The sequence below is a fragment of the Sphingorhabdus sp. genome, from assembly GCF_046292425.1.
Lineage (GTDB): Bacteria > Pseudomonadota > Alphaproteobacteria > Sphingomonadales > Sphingomonadaceae > Sphingorhabdus_B.
The window spans coordinates 36188-55812 of the sequence record NZ_JBKBQV010000011.1 but is presented as its reverse complement, the minus strand read 5'-3'; the positions used below and the strand labels follow the sequence as shown (position 1 = coordinate 55812).

At 56.7% G+C, this 19625-nt stretch carries 17 protein-coding genes; 9 read left to right on the top strand and 8 right to left on the bottom strand.

Annotation, left to right across the window (positions count from 1 at the left end; genetic code table 11):
• Nucleotides 1-322: 322 nt before the first annotated feature.
• Entirely contained in the window at nucleotides 323-706 is a 384-nt protein-coding gene (locus ACK4S7_RS04145; protein WP_409644711.1) for a DUF1428 domain-containing protein, read from the bottom strand.
• A 20-nt stretch (nucleotides 707-726) separates the two neighbouring features.
• Nucleotides 727-1008 (bottom strand): VOC family protein, encoded by a 282-nt coding sequence (locus ACK4S7_RS04140; protein WP_409644710.1) that lies wholly within the window; start codon nucleotides 1006-1008, stop codon nucleotides 727-729.
• Between the two features lie 369 nt (nucleotides 1009-1377).
• Between ACK4S7_RS04140 and ACK4S7_RS04135 the strand changes: the two genes are divergently transcribed.
• The 6 genes from ACK4S7_RS04135 (at nucleotide 1378) to ACK4S7_RS04110 (ending at nucleotide 6283) form a co-directional block, all read left to right on the top strand.
• Nucleotides 1378-1923, top strand: coding sequence for a GNAT family N-acetyltransferase (locus ACK4S7_RS04135; RefSeq protein WP_409644709.1), 546 nt, complete (start codon nucleotides 1378-1380; stop codon nucleotides 1921-1923).
• Between the two features lie 337 nt (nucleotides 1924-2260).
• A complete protein-coding gene (locus ACK4S7_RS04130) occupies nucleotides 2261-3349 on the top strand; it encodes a YjgN family protein (RefSeq protein WP_409644708.1) in 1089 nt (362 codons plus the stop codon).
• A gap of 3 nt (nucleotides 3350-3352) precedes the next feature.
• Nucleotides 3353-4441 carry a M48 family metallopeptidase gene (locus ACK4S7_RS04125; protein ID WP_409644707.1) on the top strand — a complete coding sequence of 363 codons (1089 nt, stop codon included), beginning with the start codon at nucleotides 3353-3355 and terminating at the stop codon, nucleotides 4439-4441.
• Nucleotides 4442-4491: 50 nt separating this feature from the next.
• Nucleotides 4492-4746 (top strand): DUF6356 family protein, encoded by a 255-nt coding sequence (locus ACK4S7_RS04120; RefSeq protein ID WP_409644706.1) that lies wholly within the window; start codon nucleotides 4492-4494, stop codon nucleotides 4744-4746.
• On the top strand, nucleotides 4743-5489 hold the full coding sequence (locus tag ACK4S7_RS04115; RefSeq protein WP_409644714.1) for an alpha/beta hydrolase: 747 nt from the start codon (nucleotides 4743-4745) through the stop codon (nucleotides 5487-5489). The genes ACK4S7_RS04120 and ACK4S7_RS04115 overlap by 4 nt, the downstream gene beginning before the upstream one ends.
• A 17-nt stretch (nucleotides 5490-5506) precedes the next feature.
• Nucleotides 5507-6283, top strand: coding sequence for a tetratricopeptide repeat protein (locus ACK4S7_RS04110; protein ID WP_409644705.1), 777 nt, complete (start codon nucleotides 5507-5509; stop codon nucleotides 6281-6283).
• On the opposite strand, the gene ACK4S7_RS04105 is transcribed toward ACK4S7_RS04110, so the two are convergent.
• Nucleotides 6271-7029 (bottom strand): SIMPL domain-containing protein, encoded by a 759-nt coding sequence (locus tag ACK4S7_RS04105; RefSeq protein WP_409644704.1) that lies wholly within the window; start codon nucleotides 7027-7029, stop codon nucleotides 6271-6273. The genes ACK4S7_RS04110 and ACK4S7_RS04105 overlap by 13 nt on opposite strands.
• 139 nt (nucleotides 7030-7168) lie before the next feature.
• On the opposite strand from ACK4S7_RS04105, the gene ACK4S7_RS04100 reads away from it, so the two are divergent.
• Together ACK4S7_RS04100 and gloB are read left to right on the top strand one after the other, a co-directional pair.
• Entirely contained in the window at nucleotides 7169-7609 is a 441-nt protein-coding gene (locus ACK4S7_RS04100) for a VOC family protein (protein WP_409644703.1), read from the top strand.
• A gap of 2 nt (nucleotides 7610-7611) precedes the next feature.
• Complete coding sequence (gene gloB, locus ACK4S7_RS04095; protein ID WP_409644713.1) at nucleotides 7612-8334, top strand: hydroxyacylglutathione hydrolase; 723 nt, start codon at nucleotides 7612-7614, stop codon at nucleotides 8332-8334.
• An 18-nt stretch (nucleotides 8335-8352) separates the two neighbouring features.
• Here gloB and ACK4S7_RS04090 read toward each other — a convergent pair whose 3' ends face one another.
• Genes ACK4S7_RS04090 through ACK4S7_RS04080 form a run of 3 tightly spaced genes read right to left on the bottom strand, consistent with a single transcriptional unit; the run spans nucleotide 8353 to nucleotide 13890 of the window.
• Nucleotides 8353-11670, bottom strand: coding sequence for an error-prone DNA polymerase (locus tag ACK4S7_RS04090; RefSeq protein WP_409644702.1), 3318 nt, complete (start codon nucleotides 11668-11670; stop codon nucleotides 8353-8355).
• Nucleotides 11667-13133: a Y-family DNA polymerase gene (locus ACK4S7_RS04085; protein ID WP_409644701.1), complete on the bottom strand. Its 1467-nt coding sequence runs from the start codon at nucleotides 13131-13133 to the stop codon at nucleotides 11667-11669. The genes ACK4S7_RS04090 and ACK4S7_RS04085 overlap by 4 nt, the downstream gene beginning before the upstream one ends.
• A complete protein-coding gene (locus ACK4S7_RS04080) occupies nucleotides 13105-13890 on the bottom strand; it encodes an ImuA family protein (protein WP_409644700.1) in 786 nt (261 codons plus the stop codon). The genes ACK4S7_RS04085 and ACK4S7_RS04080 overlap by 29 nt, the downstream gene beginning before the upstream one ends.
• A gap of 94 nt (nucleotides 13891-13984) precedes the next feature.
• Between ACK4S7_RS04080 and ACK4S7_RS04075 the strand changes: the two genes are divergently transcribed.
• Nucleotides 13985-15448, top strand: coding sequence for a phospholipase D-like domain-containing protein (locus ACK4S7_RS04075; protein WP_409644699.1), 1464 nt, complete (start codon nucleotides 13985-13987; stop codon nucleotides 15446-15448).
• Nucleotides 15449-15450: 2 nt separating this feature from the next.
• On the opposite strand, the gene ACK4S7_RS04070 is transcribed toward ACK4S7_RS04075, so the two are convergent.
• The gene (locus ACK4S7_RS04070; RefSeq protein ID WP_409644698.1) at nucleotides 15451-18678 is read right to left on the bottom strand and encodes an amidohydrolase family protein; all 3228 of its coding nucleotides are present in this window, start codon (nucleotides 18676-18678) and stop codon (nucleotides 15451-15453) included.
• Between the two features lie 400 nt (nucleotides 18679-19078).
• Nucleotides 19079-19594, bottom strand: coding sequence for a peptidoglycan-associated lipoprotein Pal (pal, locus tag ACK4S7_RS04065; RefSeq protein ID WP_409644712.1), 516 nt, complete (start codon nucleotides 19592-19594; stop codon nucleotides 19079-19081).
• Between the last annotated feature and the right edge of the window lie 31 nt (nucleotides 19595-19625).

Genomic DNA, 19625 nt, shown 5'->3' with positions numbered 1-19625 from the left:
CATAACCTGAAGGTCGTAGGTTCAAATCCTACTCCCGCAACCAACAAAAGACCCGGCCTCGCGCCGGGTTTTTTGTTGGCTGTGGTGAGGGCTGAATTGGGAGCTTGTTCAGCCGGAGCAATGGCATTGCCATTGCGGAGACCACGGCGAAGCCGTGAAATCCTACTCCCGCAACCAACAAAACAGGCCCCCTCGTGGGGCCTTTTTTGTTGGTCGTGGTGGATTGTGGATTTTCACCTCCTTTAACCGGAACATTGATCAACGGGAGAGCAAAGGCGTCATACCAATCCCCATATTCTAATCAGCGCTACACAACATACGATTATGCGTTGAATTCGACTATCGGGACGAAGCCGCCAAAAATCATACGTTTACCGTCAAATGGCATCGGATTTTTTGCAGGATCCATGCGCGGATCTACCTTGGACGGGTCGTTCATCATCTCCGTCATTTTTGCCATTCCAGCGTCCCGCGTGGTCTTATCAGGCCATTCAATCCAGCTGAAAAGGACAGCCTCGTCCTCGGCTGCCTTGACTGCCATGCGGAAATCAGTCGTCTGACCTTCCGGGACGTCATCACCCCAACATTCAAGCACACGGGTAGCCCCCAGTTCGATAAAGACACTGTCTGCTGTGTTGGCATGGTCGATAAATTTTTGCTTATTGGCCTCGGGGCATGCAATTACAAAACCGTCAATATATGGCATTTCTCTCTCCTTACATAAATTCAATGAGGTGGGACGTTACCGTTTGGCATGGCGGAAAAGTCCATCCACGCTACTTCCCAAATATGGCCGTCTGGATCTTCGAAACTGCGGCCAAACATAAAACCATGATCTTGAACTGGTGTCGGATCGGCGATGCCACCCGCGCTGCGCGCGCATTCGACAAGTTCGTTTACCGCCTCTTTGGAATCTGCCGAAAGACACAGAAGGACCTGTGCACATGTGTGGGCGTCGGGAATTTCTTTTGAAGTAAACTGTCGCCATTTGTCATGTATTAGCAACATTACTGATATTGCATCGGAAAAGACCATGCACGCGGCATTACCGTCGGTGAACTACGGATTATTGGGTGCGCCCACTTTTTCGTAAAAAGCCATTGATTGCGCCAAATCCGTTACCGGCAGATTTATAAACACAGTCTTTTCCACGCGGTCTCTCCAATTGTTTGTCAAAAATAGAGTCAACGAAAGCAATCGACTTCACATCGCCATAAGGCGCACCGTTATAATACGGCCGCTTCGCAATTGCGCGCGGCAGGCGACAGGAAAAATCTTCGGATAAACTAATCGACGTTAGCAACAGTTCCAATTATTGCTTTCAACCTGCATAGCGTCGCTACGATTAAAATAAGAAGCTGTCGCTCAAGACTCGTTTTGAATTTGTCGACAGTCAATCGACTGGTCGCGGTAAAAAGGCCATCGAGAGCGCTTTTATATATTATGCTCCACCCCCACACCCCAAGCTGGGCCACCCCCGCCGACCACGATGAGCTCGCCGACGTCATCTTCGACGCTGTCCGCAACGGGCCTAGCCAGTACACCGACGCCCAGCGCGCGGCTTGGATGCCTGAGCGCCGCAGCGGGCCGGAATGGGACGCGCGGCTCGCGGCCAAAAGCATAGCGATTGGCCGCAACGACACCCGCATCCTTGGTCTCATGAGCATTGAGCGCGGCGGTTATATCGACTTCGCGTTTATCCGGCCCGAGGCACAGGGCACGGGGCTTTTCCGTGCGCTCTTCAACATGGTCGAGGTACATGCCCGCGTCGCAAGCGAACCACGGCTTTGGGTGCATGCCAGCCTGATGGCGCAGCCTGCCTTCGCCGCCGTCGGCTTTTCTGTCGTCGAACATCAGGTCGTGCAGATCGGCGATCAGGACTTTAAACGGGCCCTGATGGAAAAGCATTTATTGCCCGTGTGATAACCCACGCTTGCAATGTAGGATTTGCTTTGAGATTATAGCGGCGACTGGCCATTTTGGCCCGAACACGCTCTTTCTCATTGCTGTATTTCCTCTGGTTACCCGTCGCGTGCGGGCGCGTCTTTTTGCAGGTGCTTTCCGGTGGTTTGGCGACAATTATTCCCGTCCCCACCGCACAAACGCAAATGCTGCCGAAACCCGTTTAAGTGAGACCTTAGTGTGACCTTTCAGCTTCTTCTGGCGCTCTAGGGCTGTTTGATAAAAAAAGAGCATTTGTTGACAAAGTGCCGTTATCCCCCGCATGTCTGGGTTGAAGTTTTACAGGGGGCGGTGACGGATGCACGACGAAGACCTACAGCGAAACAGTGCGTTCCGCTTTTACGGAAGCTGGCAGGAATTTGCGCAAATTGCCTTTCCAAACCTGTTGCTGACCATCGTCACGCTTGGCATTTACCGTTTCTGGGCGACGACCCGCGAGCGCGAATATCTCTGGGGAAAGACCCAGTTTATCGACGAGCGTCTGGAGTGGACTGGCCGCGGGGTGGAGCTTTTTATTGGCTTCATCATGGTGTTTTTCCTCATTGGTCTGCCCTTCATCGTCATCCAGTTGATTTCGCAAGGCCTGATCTTCCGGGGCGAGGCTATCATCGCCGGCCTTGTGACCTTCGCGATGTTCCTGCTGCTGTTCTACCTCACGGGCGTCGCGTATTTTCGGGCGCTGCGTTACCGCCTAAGCCGTACCTATTGGCGCGGGATCCGCGGCGGAAGCGATAATCCCGGCTTTCAATACGGCCTGTCCTATATGTGGAAAAGCGTCATTGGCTGGCTGCCGATATTTCTGCTGGTGCCATGGTCGATGATTTCGCTGTGGAATGACCGCTGGAATGCCATGAGCTTTGGCCCACACCGCTTCAGCGCGACCGCCGAGTGGAAGCCGCTCATGAAGCGATATCTGCTGTTTTACCTCGTGCCGTTTCTCATTTTTGTCGGCGCCGCTATTTTCGGGATCAGCATGGCGATCTCGGGCGGCACGCCTGACGCTTTGGGTAATACCGGTGTCGCGATTGGGGCGATATTAGTGATCGTTGCCATATTGGCCTTCTACATTGTGCTCCCGCTTGCTGCGCTTGCCTTTTACAGCAAATATTTCCGCCTCGCAGTCGGCGGATTGCGGCTGCACAGCCTGGAATTCGCGTTCCGCGCGCGCGCCGCAGACTGGATATTGTTTTTCCTCGCCAACATTGCGATCGTCGTCTGCACCTTGGGCATCGGCTATATTTTCCTGCCCTATCGCAACTGGAAATTCTTTATTGACCATATGGAAGCGTATGGGGAGATCAACATCGACGAACTCACTCAGTCGCAGACCATAGTCGAAAAACATGGTGAGGGCTTGCTTGACGCCTTTGACGTGGGGGCGATCTGACCGATGCCCGCATTTTTCAACGCCTGGCATTATGACGGCAAAAGCGCAGTCAAGCGCAAGGTCGAGGTGCAGGTTATCGGCCAGCAATTCTACCTTCTGGAGACCGAAAGGCGGCACGGCCCCTTTGCCTTTGCCGACGTCGAATATGTGACGCAACAGGGTGAGGCGGATGTCTATGGTTTGGACGATAGGGACGGGTGGCGCCTTATGCTGTCCGGTCCTGTGCCTGCCGACCTTGCTGCTTGTTTGCCTACACGCCGCAGATATGGCGGATGGGTTGACCGGCTTGGCTTGGGTAAGGCTGCAGTCGCCTTTGCGCTCACAAGCGCTGTGGCGGTGGCCGTCGTCCTGTTAAGCCCGCAATGGCTGGCGCCGCTGATACCCTCCAGTGTTGACGACAAGCTTGGCGACGCGCTGGTCGGAGATTTCGGCGGCCGTTTCTGCCACACGCCCGCCGGGGACGCGGCGTTGAAAAAGCTGGTGGCCTCGCTCGATAACAACCCGCAAGACCTGCAGGTCGAGGTTGCCAAGATCGACATGCTCAATGCAATCGCCTTGCCCGGCGGTAACGTTATCTTGTTCGATGGCCTCATCAAACAAGCCGAAACACCCGATGAAGTGGCTGGCGTATTGGCGCATGAAATCGGGCATGTGCGCGAAAAGCATGTGATGCAGGCGTTGCTGCGGCAAATGGGTCTGGCTGTGGTGCTTGGCGGCGTCGACGGCAACAGCGGCGCATTGGTAAATAATGTTCTGGCCATGAGCTATAGCCGCAAATCCGAAGCCGAAGCCGACGCACATTCGATGAAGGTATTGGGCAATGCGAACATCTCTCCCGCTGGCACCGCGTCCTTTTTTGACCGGCTTTCCGAACTTGATGGCAGCGCGGGAACGGTGAAGCAGAATGCCGGGCTCACCGGTTATCTGTCTAGCCACCCGCTTTCGGCCTCGCGCAAAGCGGCGTTTGAAAAAAGCATCGTCCAAGGCAGAAACTACAAGCCGGCGCTTACCGCGGCGGAATGGAGCGCGCTGAAGTCAATGTGCACACTGGACCGCAAGGCAAAGTCGGGCTTCGGCTTTGATTTTGACTAAGTATGTCGTTAAAGCAGGATTGAACAAAGCCATTCGATAAGGAACCCGACATGTTTAACCGCCTCTTTGTCGATCACCCCAAGAGCGTCGATGAAAATTATGTTGAACATTTCGGTGTCGCCAGCCGCTTTGGCTTTACGATGATCTGGGGCGGAATGAAGGCACTGGTCCATGCCGTCATCCCCGGCCTGTGCATCACGTCGGGCAGCGACACGGTGAAGCGGTTGAACACCATCATGGTCGAACAGCGCCGCGCCAAGGGGCAGGATGTCACGCAAATGTTGACGGTCGACTGGGTGATCTGACGCTGTCTGAAACACAGCTTCAGTTTGCCGTACGCGCAGATGGCGTGCACTTGGCATATCGACACCAGCCGGGCCAGGGCCCGACGTTGGTTTTCTTGCCCGGGTATATGTCCGACATGCAGGGCAGCAAGGCGATTGCGCTTTCGGCTTGGGCAGCCGAGCGGGGCTTGGGCATGCTCCGGTTGGACTATTCGGGTTGCGGCGAAAGCGAAGGCGCGTTCGAAGACGGGACGCTCAATATCTGGCGCGATGATGTTTTAACAGTGGTTGCCGAAATGGTGGACGGACCGCTGATCCTGATTGGGTCCTCAATGGGCGGTTGGCTCATGCTGCTGGTGGCCGAGGCGCTTGGCGATCAGGTCAAAGCGATGGTTGGCATCGCCGCTGCACCCGATTTTACTGATTGGGATTTTGACGAAGCCGACCGGGGGGCCATCGCGTCCGCTGGCCGCATCGAACGGCCAAGCGATTATGGTTATGAGCCCATGGTCATCACACAGCGCTTTTGGCAGTCAGGACAGGCCAATCTGCGGCTGACTCGCGCGGTCGCTATCGATTGCCCCGTGCGCCTCATCCACGGCCAGCGCGACCCGGACGTGCCATGGGAGACCTCCGTCAGGCTCGCTGCAGCGCTTCGTTCATCCGATGTGCAGACGATATTGGTAAAGGATGGAGACCACCGGCTTTCGCGTGATCAGGATATTGCCCTGCTGATCGACACCGTCACGAAGCTGGCCTGCTGAACCATTCCGGAGCGTCCATGCTGAATCTCTTGTCACTCTTGCTGCAACTCGCCGCTACGCAACCTTTGCCAACCTTAGACGAACTGCAGTTTGAAGAGTGCCTCACATTGGCGAGCAAAGATCCCGCGTCCGCGATCTCCAGCGCCAGCCTGTGGGCGCAGCAAAATGGAGGTCATTTGGCGCGGGCCTGTCATGGTTTTGCGTTGGCCACCGATTTCAAATTTGACCTTGCTGTGCCGGTCTTAAGCGAGGCGGCTACCTTGGCTGAAGCAAAAGGCGACCCACGTGCTGCGCGCTTCTGGGCACAGGCGGGTAACGCTGCAATCGCGGCGGATCAGCCAGATGTCGCGGTAGATGCCCTGACCAAGGCACTGGCGTCGAAAAACCTGGATAATAATGAACGCGCCGACAGCGAAGTTGACCGCGCGCGCGCTTTGGTCGCTTTGGGCAAAAATGCCGACGGTGAAGCCGCCTTGGCAACAGCGCGCCAGCTATCGCCCGAAAATGGCGCAGCGTGGCTGCTTTCGGCAACACTCGCACGACGATTGAACAAATTACCCGATGCGCTGACTTTTATCCAAACCTCTGCCGCGTTGCTGCCAAGCGACCCGGCAGTCGCGTTGGAGGCGGGCAATATTGCGATTGCTGCTGGCGATGACAACACCGCCCGCAAGCAATGGGAGCAGACGATCACGATTGCTCCAAATAGTCGGCAAGCCCTGACCGCGGCTGCCCAACTCGCGGCACTCGCAGCGGCTACGCCAGCGCCAGCAAGCGAGCCTCAATCCAGATAATACTGCACCGTCGTGACCACGCGGACTTTTTTGAACGGAGAGTCCGATACGCCCCACCCACCAGCGCTGTCGCCGTCGCGCGCGGTGACTTCGAAATAGCCTTGGCTGGCTGACTTAATTCTGCCCACGTCCGTGCCGCTATCCTGCGCGAATTGCTCAGCAGACTTGCGGGCATCCTTTGTTGCGAGTGCAATCATTTCGGGCTTAATGCTGTTTAACTTGGTGAAGGTATAGGACATGCCTGATCCTTCCTCCAGCGCAACGCCCACTTTCACGAGATCAAACTGCCGCTTTACAGCAGCTTCGGCCCGCTTGATATCGGTGGTGCGCAGGCTTAGGCGCTGTTTAACAGTGTAGGTTGGAATGCCATTCTCGTTATATTGCGAAACATTGGCACCCGTGGGCTGAAGCGCTTCTGCATCAAAGCCCAAGGTTCCAAAAAAGCCACGAATTGCCTTTGTGTCATTGTCAATTTTCGCTTGGGCGGTTTGTAAGTCACTCGCCTTGGCCGAATAGGCAATCGTCCAGGTCGCAAGGTCGGCGGTTACGTCTCGTTCCGCAAGGCCGCGCACCGTCACGGCCCGGTCCGCCTGTTTCATCCGGACAAGGCCATCGCCCATCAGATACCCGCCCCCCAACAAGCCGATGGTAAGCAACGCCGACCCAGCGAGCCACAAACGCCCTTGATTCCCAATGATTCTGCCAAACCAGCCTGATGTGTTGTCGTCGATATGATCGTTGTTCATCGCTTATTCCCTGAATTTCCGATTTTGCGGTGTCTTGCGCCTATTGCTGCGAAGGTTCATGAATAGCCGCAACTCCGTTTGCGCCAAACTAGCTTTGTGGCGATGAATTGTGCCTTAATGTAGATGAATGGAATAAAAGATGCCGACGACCTATCTCCACACTATGATCCGTGTCACTGACCCAGACGAGACAGTCGCTTTTTTCAAGCTGATCGGACTCGAAGAAGTGCGCCGTTTTGACAATGAGGCTGGCCGCTTCACGCTCATCTTTCTTGCAGCGCCCGGCCAAGCGGGCCTTGCCGAGGTGGAGCTGACCCACAATTGGCCACCTGCGGATGGTAGCGCGCCGGAGGCGTATTACGGCGGACGGAATTTTGGCCATCTGGCCTATCGTGTCGATGATATTTACGCCACGTGCCAGCGACTGATGGACGCAGGTGTGACGATTAACCGCCCCCCACGTGACGGGCATATGGCCTTTGTGCGGACGCCCGACGGCATTTCGATTGAGCTATTGCAAGAGGGGCATCTCGCGCCTGCCGAACCTTGGGTGAGCATGCCTAATGTCGGGGCATGGTAAACATGCTTGAGATTGTTCGTGTCCCAGTGTTGTCCGACAATTATGTCTGGTTGGTGCACGAAGCGCAAAGTGGAGAGACCCTGGTGGTTGATCCAGCGGTTGCAGCGCCCGTTCTGGCTGCGGCAGAAGCGCGTGGTTGGACGATCACGCAGATTTGGAACACGCATTGGCACCCAGACCATGTCGGCGGCAATGCGGAGATTAAAGCCGCGACTGGGTGCGTCATTACGGGGCCGATAGGCGAAGCAGAGCGGATACCGACGCTGGATGCGCATGTTCGCGGCGGGGATATTGTGCATTTGGGCAAATTGTTCGCGACCGTGATTGACGTGCCAGCCCATACAGCCGGGCACATTGCGTATCATTTCGAAAGTGAGCATGCCGCGTTTGTTGGCGACACATTGTTCGCGATGGGCTGTGGCCGCTTATTCGAAGGCACTGCGGCGCAGATGTTCGACAATATGCGCAAGCTTGAGGCTTTGGGTGACGATACCGTAATCTATTGCGCGCATGAATATACGCTCAGCAATGCGCGTTTTGCGGTGACGGTAGAGCCAAAAAATGCCGATCTTACCGCGCGTATGGTCGACGTGATCGCCTTGCGCGAACGCGGCGAGGCAACGGTGCCTACAACGATTGCGCTGGAACGGGCCACCAATCCGTTCATGCGTGCGACTTCAGTGGAGGAACTGGCGGCACGTAGGGCGGCAAAGGACGCGGCTTAAAGCAGCTAATGACCTAGCCTAATGGAAGTCGCGTGACTTAGGCAAGATGCGCACATCGCGCGGGTGGCCATGGCGCGGATAGACCGGCTGGGCAAATTCGTCCGACCGGCTGAGCGGGACATTAATGTCATGGTCTTGCGACAGGCGCTCCAGCTCATGCGAGCGGTCGGTGATGGTTGTCGCCATGAGGTGTACTACGCCCTCCTTGCTGCGCTGCACCTCGCCTTCGATCACCATCAACCGTGACGCCATGACGGCGCGGCGTTGGCGTTCGAACAAGCGCGACCATAATAACGCATTGGTGACGCCAGTCTCATCCTCAATCGTAATGAAAATAGCATTGCCTTTCCCTGGTCGCTGCCGCGTCAGCACTACGCCCGCCGTTTTAACCCGCGCGCCATGTTTCGCGGCATCGGTTTGCGCGCAGGTCAATATGCCTTCACGGGCGAAGACGTTGCGCAGGAACTCCATGGGGTGCCCCTTCAGCGACATGCGCGTCATCTGATAATCCGCCGCCACATGTTCGCTGACTGGCATTGCCGGCAATGCGATTTCCGGCTCCTTCGCCAACTCCCGTGCATCTGCCGCCGCGAACAGGGGCAGTTCGTCCGACGGTGTGCGCCGCGCTTCCCACCCAGCCTCGCGCCGGTCAAGGCCAAGCGAGCGCAGGGCATCGGTATCGGCTAGCAAATGTAGGGCCCGCGCTGGCAAATGCGCCTTGCGGGCCAATTCCTCCAATGAGCTAAAGGGACGCGCCTTCTCAATGGCATTGGCCCAATCCTGCTGAAAACTGCCGATTTGCCGGAACCCAAGCCGCAATGCGCCGGACTCGATTGCATTGTCCCAAGCACTGAAATTCACATCAATGGCTCGGACATCGACCTTATGATTGCGCGCATCCTGCACAAGCTGAGCTGGCGCATAAAAGCCCATGGGTTGCGAATTGAGTAAGGCCGCGGTGAAAATTGCTGGATGATGGCATTTCAGCCATGACGATATGTAGACCAGATGGGCAAACGCCTGCGCATGGCTTTCGGGAAAGCCATAGCTGCCAAAGCCTTCAATCTGCTTGTAGCAGCGCTCGGCAAAATCCTGCTGATATCCGCGCTGGACCATGCCGTTGATCATCTTGTCCTTATATTCGGGCATGGTGCCCGAATTGCGGAAGGTCGCCATTGCGCGGCGCAGGCCATTGGCCTCATCCGGCGTAAACGCGGCGGCCACCATCGCCAGCTTCATCGCCTGCTCCTGAAACAGCGGTACGCCATAGGTGCGGTACAATATGTCGTGCAATTCATTGGGATCATGCGGCGGGGCGGGGGAGGGATATTCGACTTTCTCCTCACCATTGCGGCGGCGCAGATAGGGATGGACCATGTCACCTTCGATCGGGCCGGGGCGTACAATAGCGATCTGGATGACGAGGTCGTAAAATTCCTTAGGTTTCAGGCGTGGCAGCATGTTGATTTGCGCGCGGCTTTCGACCTGAAAGGTACCAATGCTGTCGCCCTTTTGTAGCATGGCGTAAACCGCTGGGTCTTCGGCTGGAACACTGGCCAATGTGTAATCCCCGCCGCCCGTCTGCCTCAACATTTCAAAGCTTTTGCGAATGCAGGTCAGCATGCCCAATGCCAAGATATCGACCTTCAAAAGGTTCAGCGCGTCGATATCGTCCTTGTCCCATTCGATGAAGGTCCGGTCCGCCATCGCGCCATTGTGGATGGGCACGGTTTCATCAAGCCGGTTTTCGGTGAGGACATAGCCGCCCACATGCTGCGACAAATGCCGCGGAAAATCCAGCAACTGCCCAACAAAGGCATGCAGCCGCGCGATTTGAGGGTTGTCCGGGTCAAATCCAGCCTCAATCAAGCGCGCCTCGGGCAAGTCCCTGCCAAAGCTGCCCCAGACAGTGCCCGCCAGACGTGCCGTCACGTCTTCGGTCAGGCCAATGGCCTTGCCAACCTCACGCACGGTGCTGCGCGGGCGATAATGGATGACGGTCGCGGCAATGCCAGCGCGGTGCCGCTTAAACCGGCGATAGACATATTGCATCACCTCCTCGCGCCGCTCATGTTCGAAATCGACGTCGATATCGGGTGGCTCATCGCGTTCCTCGGACAGAAAGCGCGAGAACAAAAGATTGTTGGATACAGGGTCAACCGAAGTGATGCCGAGCAAATAGCAAATCACGGAATTGGCGGCGGAACCACGTCCTTGGCATAAGATCGGCGGGTCTTGCGAGCGGGCAAATTGGACGATGTCATGGACCGTCAGGAAATAGCAGGCGTAATTTTTCTGGCGTACTAAAGCAAATTCTTCGTCCAGAGCGCGGACCCATTTGGGTGGCAGGCCATCGGGGTGCCGCCGGTTCGCCTCGGTACGTACAAGATGTTCAAGCCAGTCCTGCGGTTCCCACCCGTTGGGGACAGGCTCATTGGGATATTCATATTTCAACTGGCTGAGGTCAAATTCGATTAGGTTCAGGAGCCTTTGGCTTTCCTCAATCGCTTCAGGCGCACGCGCGAACAGCCGCGTCATTTCAGCAGGCGATTTTAGATAACGTTCAGCGTTTACCTCCAACCGGGTGCCCGCCTGGTCCACCGAAACGCCCAAGCGGATCGCGGTAAGCACATCATGCAGTGGCCGTGCGGCGCAATCGGCATAGAGCGCGTCATTGACCGCCAGAATCGAAACATCGCATTGCTTCGCCAACGCGCGCTGTTCTTCAAGCCTACGGCGGTCCTTGCCACGTCCATGCATTGCGATACCAAGCCATACCCTTTCAGGCGCAAGCTTTTTTAGCCTAAGCAATATCTCGTTCAAATTACTGGGCGTTGCCTCAACCAACCGGAGCTTCTCGCCGCCATCGGAGTGGGTATATTCGACGGGCTTTTTATGCGGGCTGGTTTCTTCGGCGGTTGAAAGCGGTACTATGATCAGCAGCAAATCCTCCAGATGTCCGGCCAGATCATCAAAGCGCAATATGCAGCCGCCCTTGTTGGAGCGCATATTCCCGACGGTCAGCAGCCGCGTCAGCCGTCCCCAACCTTTGCGGTTTTTAGGATAGGCGACAATGTCGGGCGTGCCGTCGGCAAAGACCAGACGGCTACCCGTGACCAGCCGGAAGGCAGGAGGTAGCGCATTTGCATCCTTTGCCTTTTTGACCGCGACCCAGGCACGGACAACGCCGGCAACACTGTTGCGGTCAGCGATGCCAATCCCGTTTAAGCCTAGCGCAGCGGCTTGAAACACCATGTCGGCAGGGTGTGATGCACCGCGCAGAAAAGAGTAATTGGTGGCAGCGACCAGCTCCGCATAGGCAGGGATATGCATCATGCGAACAGCCCGTGCAGATACCAGATCGGCGCATCGGTTTCGGAATAAAGGCCATGGCGGAACAGCCAGAAGCGGCGTCCCTCGCTGTCCTCTACGCGATAATAATCCCGGGTTGGCCCGCCTTTGCCCTGTTCATGCCCGGCCTTGCGCCGCCACCATTCGGCGGCAATGCGTTCGGGGCCTTCATAAGCCACAATATGATGTAGGCTTTTGCGCCAACGGAACTGGCGGGGCGGGCCATCGGGAATGGAGGCCAAAGCCTCCACGCGCTGCGGTGTTTCAAAAAGGCGAAAAGGCCGCATTGGTGGTTCGGCCTCGATTGCTTGTGGCCACTCCTTCTGCGGACGCCCTGATTGCGCGGCGCATTCGACTGCGGCGCGTTCAGGGATGTGACTGTTGCGTTCTTCAAAATAGCGTACCCGCTCGCTGCCGAGCCGAACGCTTAGCCGGTCAATCAATGCGGCAGCTTGCGCTGACCTGTCGACTTTCGATTCCAGTCCGACTTGGAACGCCGGCAAAATATCGGCCGCTGGTACCGTAAGTTGAATGCAGTCATAGCCAAAGCCGGGGTCAAGCGGGTCAGAAAGGGCGTCAATCCTTTCGCGGATCAGCCGCATCAACATGCCGGCGTCACGCGTTGGTGCACCTGTGTCGACAGCGAGTCGTGCGACATGGCCGTCGCTTCGGAACAGACTGACCTCAAACCGGCGGCCACCTTGGCTGCGCTCATTCAATTGCACTGCGGCTTTGCCCGTCAGCGTCGCGATGGTGTCGAGAACGTCATTGGTACGCGAAACAGGTTCAGCGAAATTTTGCGTGGCGGTGATAACAGGCAAATGGCGACGCGGGATGATGCGCGCGTCCTCTTCCTCCAGCAAACGCGCCAGTTTGACCACAGTCGCTTTTCCAAAGCGGGCGGCAAAAGCTTTACGGGGGCGACAAGCGAGGTCCTTCAATGTTTTGAGGCCAGCACGACGTAATGCCTCATGTACCTTGGCCCCTGCGTCCAATGCCTCGACCGGCAAAGCAGGAATCGCCGATTTGGCATATCGCGCCTTCGCCCGCGCGCTGTCCGGGGTTGTGCCCAAGGCAATCCGGCTGCTTAGACCGTGCCGGCGCAAGCGTCGTTTTAAATCCTTAGCCAAGCGGACTTCATCACCGTCAAAATGATATGTGCAGCCGGTTATATCGATCAACAGCCCTTGGGGCGGGTCAATCATGAAGGCGGGGCTATACCGTTCGCATCCGTCCGCCAGCCAGCCAAGCAATTCAAGGTCCGCTGCTGGATCATGATCAAACACTGCCAGATCAGGTACCCGCGCGCGCGCATCGGCCAACGCCATCCCAGCGCTTAAGCCAAGCGCAAGGGCCGCGGGGTCGCATGCCGCCAACCGCATGGCCCCGCGCTGCTTTTCGACCATCGCGAAAGGCGTGTCAGGCGCGGAACCTTTGATTCGGACCAAGCGCTCCGTCGGTAACAGTGGCAGAAAGACCGCCAGATAGCGGCGTGTCAAAAAAGCTTCGTGTTGCATGATCCCAGGTCACTCTTGCCTCAAAAGGTGCTGTGCCACCGCGATGGCGCAGAAGGCTGATGTCAAAGGTTGGAAGGCCAGGCGCATTGCCCGGACATGGCACCGACGGTGCAGAACATATCCGCCATCTTGTGCTGGCTGCGCTTGGCATGGGCACGGCATCGCCCCGCACCAGCAGCGCCAAAACTCCGCTTTCTGCCGCAGCCAGAGCCAGACGCCGTGTCGAGGTGAGGTCCACCAGACGGGCATTGCCATGCGTTTCCAATATGACGGCGCTCGCGGCTCTTGACCTTATGGCATCGGCTGCCGCACGCAGGGCGTCGCGTAGGTCTACTGTCTGGATCAGCAATATGCGCGAAGGATTGCCGCCCATGGCCGACAGTCCAAGCGGGTATAGACGTCCGGACGCCTGGCGTTCCTTGTCCCCAGATATCCAGAATATGCTCGCTTCGCTGTCGGGCAACCGCCATGCCAACAACAGTGCAAATGCGGCCGCCGCATGCGAGTCTGCCTTTGCTCCGCCAAAAAACTCGTGCAACCCGGCTTGTGCAATGCCACCGCGTAATCGTTCATCGACATCAGGTGCGCCAATTGGCAGTAAGGATTGCGACGCGTTCGGCTGATGTTGCTTCCATGCTCCATGCACAGAAGGAAAAGCATCCGATGATAGAATCGCTTTTATGTTCATGTTTTGTTCCATACTCCATTTTTCATGAATGTGGAGTCAGCTTTTTCCGTCTTGAAATCGTTTAGCACGTTATAGAATGGCAACCGGAGGGCGTATGAGCACAGATATATCAGAAAGCAGCAGCATATGGCGTTTTGCAAAGGCCACGCGCGCCCATCCTGTGATTGATGCCGCTCCATATTTCGAGATCATCCAGACCGCGATGATGAATGCCCAACATCGTATCATGCTCATCGGTTGGGATTTCGACACCCGAATTGACCTGAGCCGAAGCCGCCGGAAAAAGGGCGACCCGCCAAAACGCTTGGGCGACTTCATTCTCTGGCTCGCAGATCGGACGCCGGGGCTCGAAATCAAATTACTGAAATGGAATATCGGTGCGCTCAAGATGATGGGGCGGGGTTCGACGATGGTGGACGTTGCCAAATGGGCGATGCATCAGCAAATCCAATTCAAGCTCGATAGCGCACATCCTGTTGGGTGCAGCCATCACCAGAAAATTGTTGTCATCGACGACAAGATGGCTGCCTGTGGCGGCATCGACATGACTGCAGATCGTTGGGATACGCCCGACCACATCGACTATGACCCCAAACGCAGGCGGCCCAATGGCAAATTATACGGCCCATGGCACGACATCACGATGTTGGTTGAGGGCGAGGCCGCCGCTGCACTTGCAGAATTGAGCCGTGCCCGCTGGAAACTTGCCGGTGGCGACGCGCTGGACCCTTGCCCTGTCGATGCCAAATCCCCGTGGCCTGAATTTCTACAGGCCGAATTTCAGTTTGTCGAAATGGGCATCGCGCGCACCCGCGCCGCATATAAGGATGTCGGGCCAATCCGCGAAATAGAGCAACTTTTTCTGGAACAAATAGCGCGCGCAAAACACTTTATTTATGCGGAAAATCAATATTTTGCCTCACCGAAAATCGCCGATGCCATTGCCAAACGCATGGCGGAGGAGAATCCGCCCGAAATCATCATTGTGAATCCAGAAACGGCCGATGGCTGGTTGGAGCAAAAGGCGATGGACAGCGCGCGGGTCCAATTGCTCCGCGCGATTGGCAAGCATGATAAAAAGGGCAGATTTTCAATCTACGTTCCGCATACGAAAATGGGTGGGCCCATTTATGTGCATGCCAAATTGATGATCGTGGATGATGAAGTCCTGCGCATTGGCTCGGCGAATATGAACAACCGCTCGCTTGGCCTCGACAGTGAATGCGACATCTTCATTGACGCAAAGCGCCCCGGCAATGAAAGCGCTACGCCCGGTATCCGCATGATGCGCGCCACTTTGCTGGCGGAGCATTGCGGGCTCGCGGTCGAGAAGGTTGCTCAACTGCTCGGTAACGGCGCAGTCATGCGGGAGATTATCGAAAATTCCGCAGGAAGTGGCCGGGCCTTGTGTCCACTCAAGTTGCCGGATCTGACAGAGGCCGAAAAAACACTGGCGGAAAATGCTGTGCTTGATCCGGCGAACCCTGACGAGATGTTCGAACCATTTTCCAGCCCGGGACTATTCGCCCGGGCCAAAAAATTATACTCACCGGGATAGGCTCACTCCCAATAATAAGGCATGCGCTTGCGGCTGCCCGTAACCTCCTCGTTCAGCGTGGCTGCATCATAGAGACGACCACCGATCATGACTTTGGCGACCTTGTCCGAATTGCGGATATCGGCACTTGGGTCAGCGTCGAGGATGACAAGATCAGCGAGCTTGCCTGCCACGATGGACCCCACATCCTTGTCATAGCCAAGCGAACGAGCGGACTCGATGGTACCAGCGGCAAGCGCTTCAATCGGTGACATGCCGCCACGCACAAAGGACCAAAGCTCCCAGTGTGCGGCAATACCAGCTTCCTGACCATGCGCGCCTATGGAAACAGGAACGCCCAGCTTCGCGAGTTTATGCGCCTCACGCGCGCTGTTGTCGTCGACATAATCTTCTTCCGGCGCAATCTCGCGGCGGGCATTGTTGGCCGCAAGCTCGGTTGGCGGATAATGCTTGGCCATCAAGGGGTGACGGAAAACATCTGTATGGGCCCGCCAATATGGGTCACCGGCAGGGCCGCCATAAGTCACCACAAGCGTTGGCGTGTAGCCAACCTTCGACTTGGAGTAGAATTGCAGCACGTCATCATAGAAGATGTCGAGCGGGATATTATGCTCAAGCGTCGTATTGCCATCGGCAATCAGGTTCATGTCCATACCGAATAACGAACCACCTTCGGCGACTGATCGCATATTCTCCTGAAGCGCGGCGGCAACGACCTGCTGACGCTGCTCACGGCGCGGTTGGTTGTAGTTTTTGACGCTATGCGCGCCCTGCGCCTTCAACCGCCGGACATGTGCCAGCGCGTCATCCAAGCCGTTGATTTCGGCATATACATCGGCTGCCTTGGCTCCGTAGACGATTTCGCCAGTCGAGAATGAACGCGGCCCAAGCAACAATCCAGCCCGCTGCATTTCCAGCGCCGGGAATACCGTCGCTGCGCTGCTCGACGGGTCATGCCGCGTAGTAATGCCCATTGCGAGGTTGAGCATATTTACCCAATTCTGCTGCGGGGTCATTTCATCGACGCCATAAGGGCCATGGGCATGGGCGTCGACAAGGCCGGGGATGATCGTCTTGCCAGCAACATCAACGGTTTTTGCGCCCGCAGGGATGGCGAAGTCGCCTGCCTTGCCAACGGCTTTGATCCGGTCATTTTCGACGAGAATTATGGCGTTGTCGATAATTCCGCCGCTCTTGTCCGCCATGGTGACAACGCGGGCGCCAGTGAACGCCACCAGTCCAGTCGGACGGTCCGAGGTCACAGGCATGGAAAGCGAAACGCCTTCCTTGGGCGGCGCAAACTTAACGGGCTTGGCGTCCTTGGCCAACGGGCCATTGGGGTAGAACGCGTTGGTTTGCGCCGAGTATAAGGTCGGCCCAATTGCCCAATGCAAGGCATCGCCATTACGGCTCCAGTGCATATAGTCAGCGCCGCCATTGCTGACCTTCACCACGGGAAGCGCACTGCCCGATGGTGAAGCCGTCACTTCCTGCGTACCCGGCATTAACGGCATCACAAAGGCTTCGTAATTTTGGCGGAAGGCAAAGTTATTGCCGTCGGGCGATACTTCGTAAATCGTCGTGAGTTCACCGCTCGCATGGCTGCGCTTGGCTTCGCCGTTCAGATCCACGCTGACGAGCATGCGCTTGTTCGCGCCGGATTCGGTGTAAAACAGCCGGTCGCTGGACGCCCCGAAATGCGGGGTTGTACCAGCCGAGGTGACACGCGTCGCTGCGCCGCCCGATGCTGGCATCCGGTAGATCCCTGACTGGTCCGAGCGCAATGGCGAGGTGAGGCCGCCACCTTCCTGCTTTTCAAAGACGATTGTCTTGCCATCGGGGGAGAAACGCGGGCGGGCATAATGACCGGGCTGCGCAGTGGCCTTTTTGGGTGTGCCTCCGCTAGCTCCAATCGTATGGATATGGCCAAGGCCTTTATCGGTCCAATTGACATAAGCGATGGTTTTGCCGTCGCGTGACCATGTGGGATAGGCCTCCATGCCCATATCCGACGAGGTCAGGCGGCGCGCTGTGCCACCTGATGCTGGCTTGAGCCACAACTTGCCCATCGTTTCGAATAATATCGTCCGGCCGTCTGGCGAGGTGACGGGGCTGCGCGGCATTTTGGTTTCGAAGCTGGCGGGCGCAACTTCAATTTGCGGCAGTGGCGGGTCAATCAAGTCACGCGTATCCGAAATGCGGAACGGAACTTCGCTTGTCGCGCCACTTGGCCAGTCGACCTTGCGGATCTTCCCGCCAGCCCAGAAATAGATAGTCTTGCTGTCGGGCGACCAATCCATGTTCGGGTAGACGCCAGTGACCGCCCAGGTTTCCTGCACATCCTGGTCGAGCGCATCGTAAATCTTGCGCTCTTCGCCCGTGCCGAGGTCTTTCACATATAGCTTTGACTGGGTCCGTTCGCGGCGGACAAAGGCGATTTTCTGGCCGTCGGGCGAGGGGGTCGGCCGCACCGAGCCGCCGATACCGGAAACCGCGGTTTCGGTTTTGCCGGTTTCGATTTCATAGCGTTCAATATCGAAAATCCGGCCATTGGAATCTTGTGCATATTGGAAAATTGGCCCTGGCGTGATGTTGCGCGTATAATAGATATTCTTGCCATCGGGGGCGAAGATGGGCTCGCCCAGCTCTTTCTGGTGCTGCTCATTGGGCCGTTTGACCAACTGCACACCAGCACCGCCGGAGACATGATAAAGCCAGATTTCGCCAGTTCCAAGTGACCGGCCAGTGGTGAAATGCTTCTTGGCGGCAATGAAGCGTCCATCGGGGCTCCAGCTTGGCTGGTTGAGCAAGCGGAAATCTTCTTTGCTGAGCTGCCGTTTGTCCGAACCGTCGCGGTTCATGATCCAGATATTGTCACCGCCGCCCCGGTCCGAGGTAAAGGCAATGCGATTGCCATCAGGCGAAAAGCGCGGCTGCGTTTCAAAGGGCAAGCCTTCGGCAATGCGTGTCGGTGTGCCGCCGGTTACGGGAATGGTGTAGATATCTCCAAGCAGATCAAACGCGATTGTCCGGCCATCGGGGCTGACGTCGAGGTTCATCCATGAACCTTCATCTGTGTCGATGTTGATCTGGCGTAGAGTCAGGCCCGGAGGAGCCGCAACGTCCCATTTGGGCGCTTTGTCGTCGGCTGCTGCCGGTGCCTGGGCAAAGGCACATGCAGGCATGATTGCGGCGCTCAGCAGCAACAAGGATTTGACGTAATTTTTCATCGATAGGCTCCCCTGCCATTTTCTTTTATCGCACAGGCTGTCATGCCTAGCGCCTGACCGCAACTATGAACTGGCCGTTCGACAACCCGAAGCCAGCGTTCGGCGAACGACACACGATTGGCAGTGAATATCAAAAGCGATGGCAGAATGCGGGTCAGCGGCGAAAGGTCACATTAAAGTCTCACCTAAACAAATGTCGGCGGCCCCCAGACCTCGCGTAACTGACGGCCGCCCGTGCCGCAGGAATGCGCGTCAGCGCGCATAAAGGAAAAGTAGTAATGAGAAAGAGCGCGTCCGGGTAATAACCCGATGACGCGCACAATCTCTCAGAACAAATCCTACATTTCAAGCGTGTTGTTCATGCCGGGGAGCACGGCATGATCAGACAAACACCCTGTGCTTAACGAACGGTGACGGTCACAGCCCGGCGGTTTTGCGCCCAGGATTGCTCGTCCGATCCCAAAGCGGTCGGCCGTTCCTTGCCATAGCTGACAGTCTGTATCCGGCTGGCATCGACACCGATGGAAACGAGATAATTTTTGGCGGAGTTTGCGCGGCGTTCACCCAAAGCGAGGTTATAGTCGCGCGTGCCGCGTTCGTCCGCATGTCCTTCAAGAACAACACGCGTGTTAGGGTAGCGCGCCAGCCATTGCGCCTGACGCTGCAGAACGGCCTGGTCTTCCATATCAACATTGAACCGATCAGTATCGAACAATATGCGATCGCCAAACTGGCCGACCTGTTGCAGGAAATCTTCCTGACTTCCGGGTACAATCTGACCTGTTCCTGCATTCGGATCGATTTGAGTGTCACCATATTCACTACCCTCAGCCGCGGGAGGCAAAACGTCGACCTTCTTCTTGCCGCAGCCAGCAATCAGCGCGGTCGATACCAACAATAAGGCGGCCATTTTCACGTTGTTTTTCTTCACGGTCTTCTCCTTCTAT

Excerpts from the sequence above, each read along its gene's own strand:
- ACK4S7_RS04145 (WP_409644711.1), bottom strand. The coding sequence starts at position 706 with ATGCCATATATTGACGGTTTTGTAATTGCATGCCCCGAGGCCAATAAG.
- ACK4S7_RS04070 (WP_409644698.1), bottom strand. The coding sequence starts at position 18,678 with ATGAAAAATTACGTCAAATCCTTGTTGCTGCTGAGCGCCGCAATCATG.
- ACK4S7_RS04120 (WP_409644706.1), top strand. The coding sequence starts at position 4,492 with ATGTTTAACCGCCTCTTTGTCGATCACCCCAAGAGCGTCGATGAAAAT.
- gloB (WP_409644713.1), top strand. The coding sequence starts at position 7,612 with ATGCTTGAGATTGTTCGTGTCCCAGTGTTGTCCGACAATTATGTCTGG.
- ACK4S7_RS04080 (WP_409644700.1), bottom strand. The coding sequence starts at position 13,890 with ATGAACATAAAAGCGATTCTATCATCGGATGCTTTTCCTTCTGTGCAT.
- ACK4S7_RS04140 (WP_409644710.1), bottom strand. The coding sequence starts at position 1,008 with ATGTTGCTAATACATGACAAATGGCGACAGTTTACTTCAAAAGAAATT.
- ACK4S7_RS04130 (WP_409644708.1), top strand. The coding sequence starts at position 2,261 with ATGCACGACGAAGACCTACAGCGAAACAGTGCGTTCCGCTTTTACGGA.
- ACK4S7_RS04110 (WP_409644705.1), top strand. The coding sequence starts at position 5,507 with ATGCTGAATCTCTTGTCACTCTTGCTGCAACTCGCCGCTACGCAACCT.
- ACK4S7_RS04125 (WP_409644707.1), top strand. The coding sequence starts at position 3,353 with ATGCCCGCATTTTTCAACGCCTGGCATTATGACGGCAAAAGCGCAGTC.
- ACK4S7_RS04075 (WP_409644699.1), top strand. The coding sequence starts at position 13,985 with ATGAGCACAGATATATCAGAAAGCAGCAGCATATGGCGTTTTGCAAAG.
- ACK4S7_RS04105 (WP_409644704.1), bottom strand. The coding sequence starts at position 7,029 with ATGAACAACGATCATATCGACGACAACACATCAGGCTGGTTTGGCAGA.
- ACK4S7_RS04100 (WP_409644703.1), top strand. The coding sequence starts at position 7,169 with ATGCCGACGACCTATCTCCACACTATGATCCGTGTCACTGACCCAGAC.
- ACK4S7_RS04090 (WP_409644702.1), bottom strand. The coding sequence starts at position 11,670 with ATGATGCATATCCCTGCCTATGCGGAGCTGGTCGCTGCCACCAATTAC.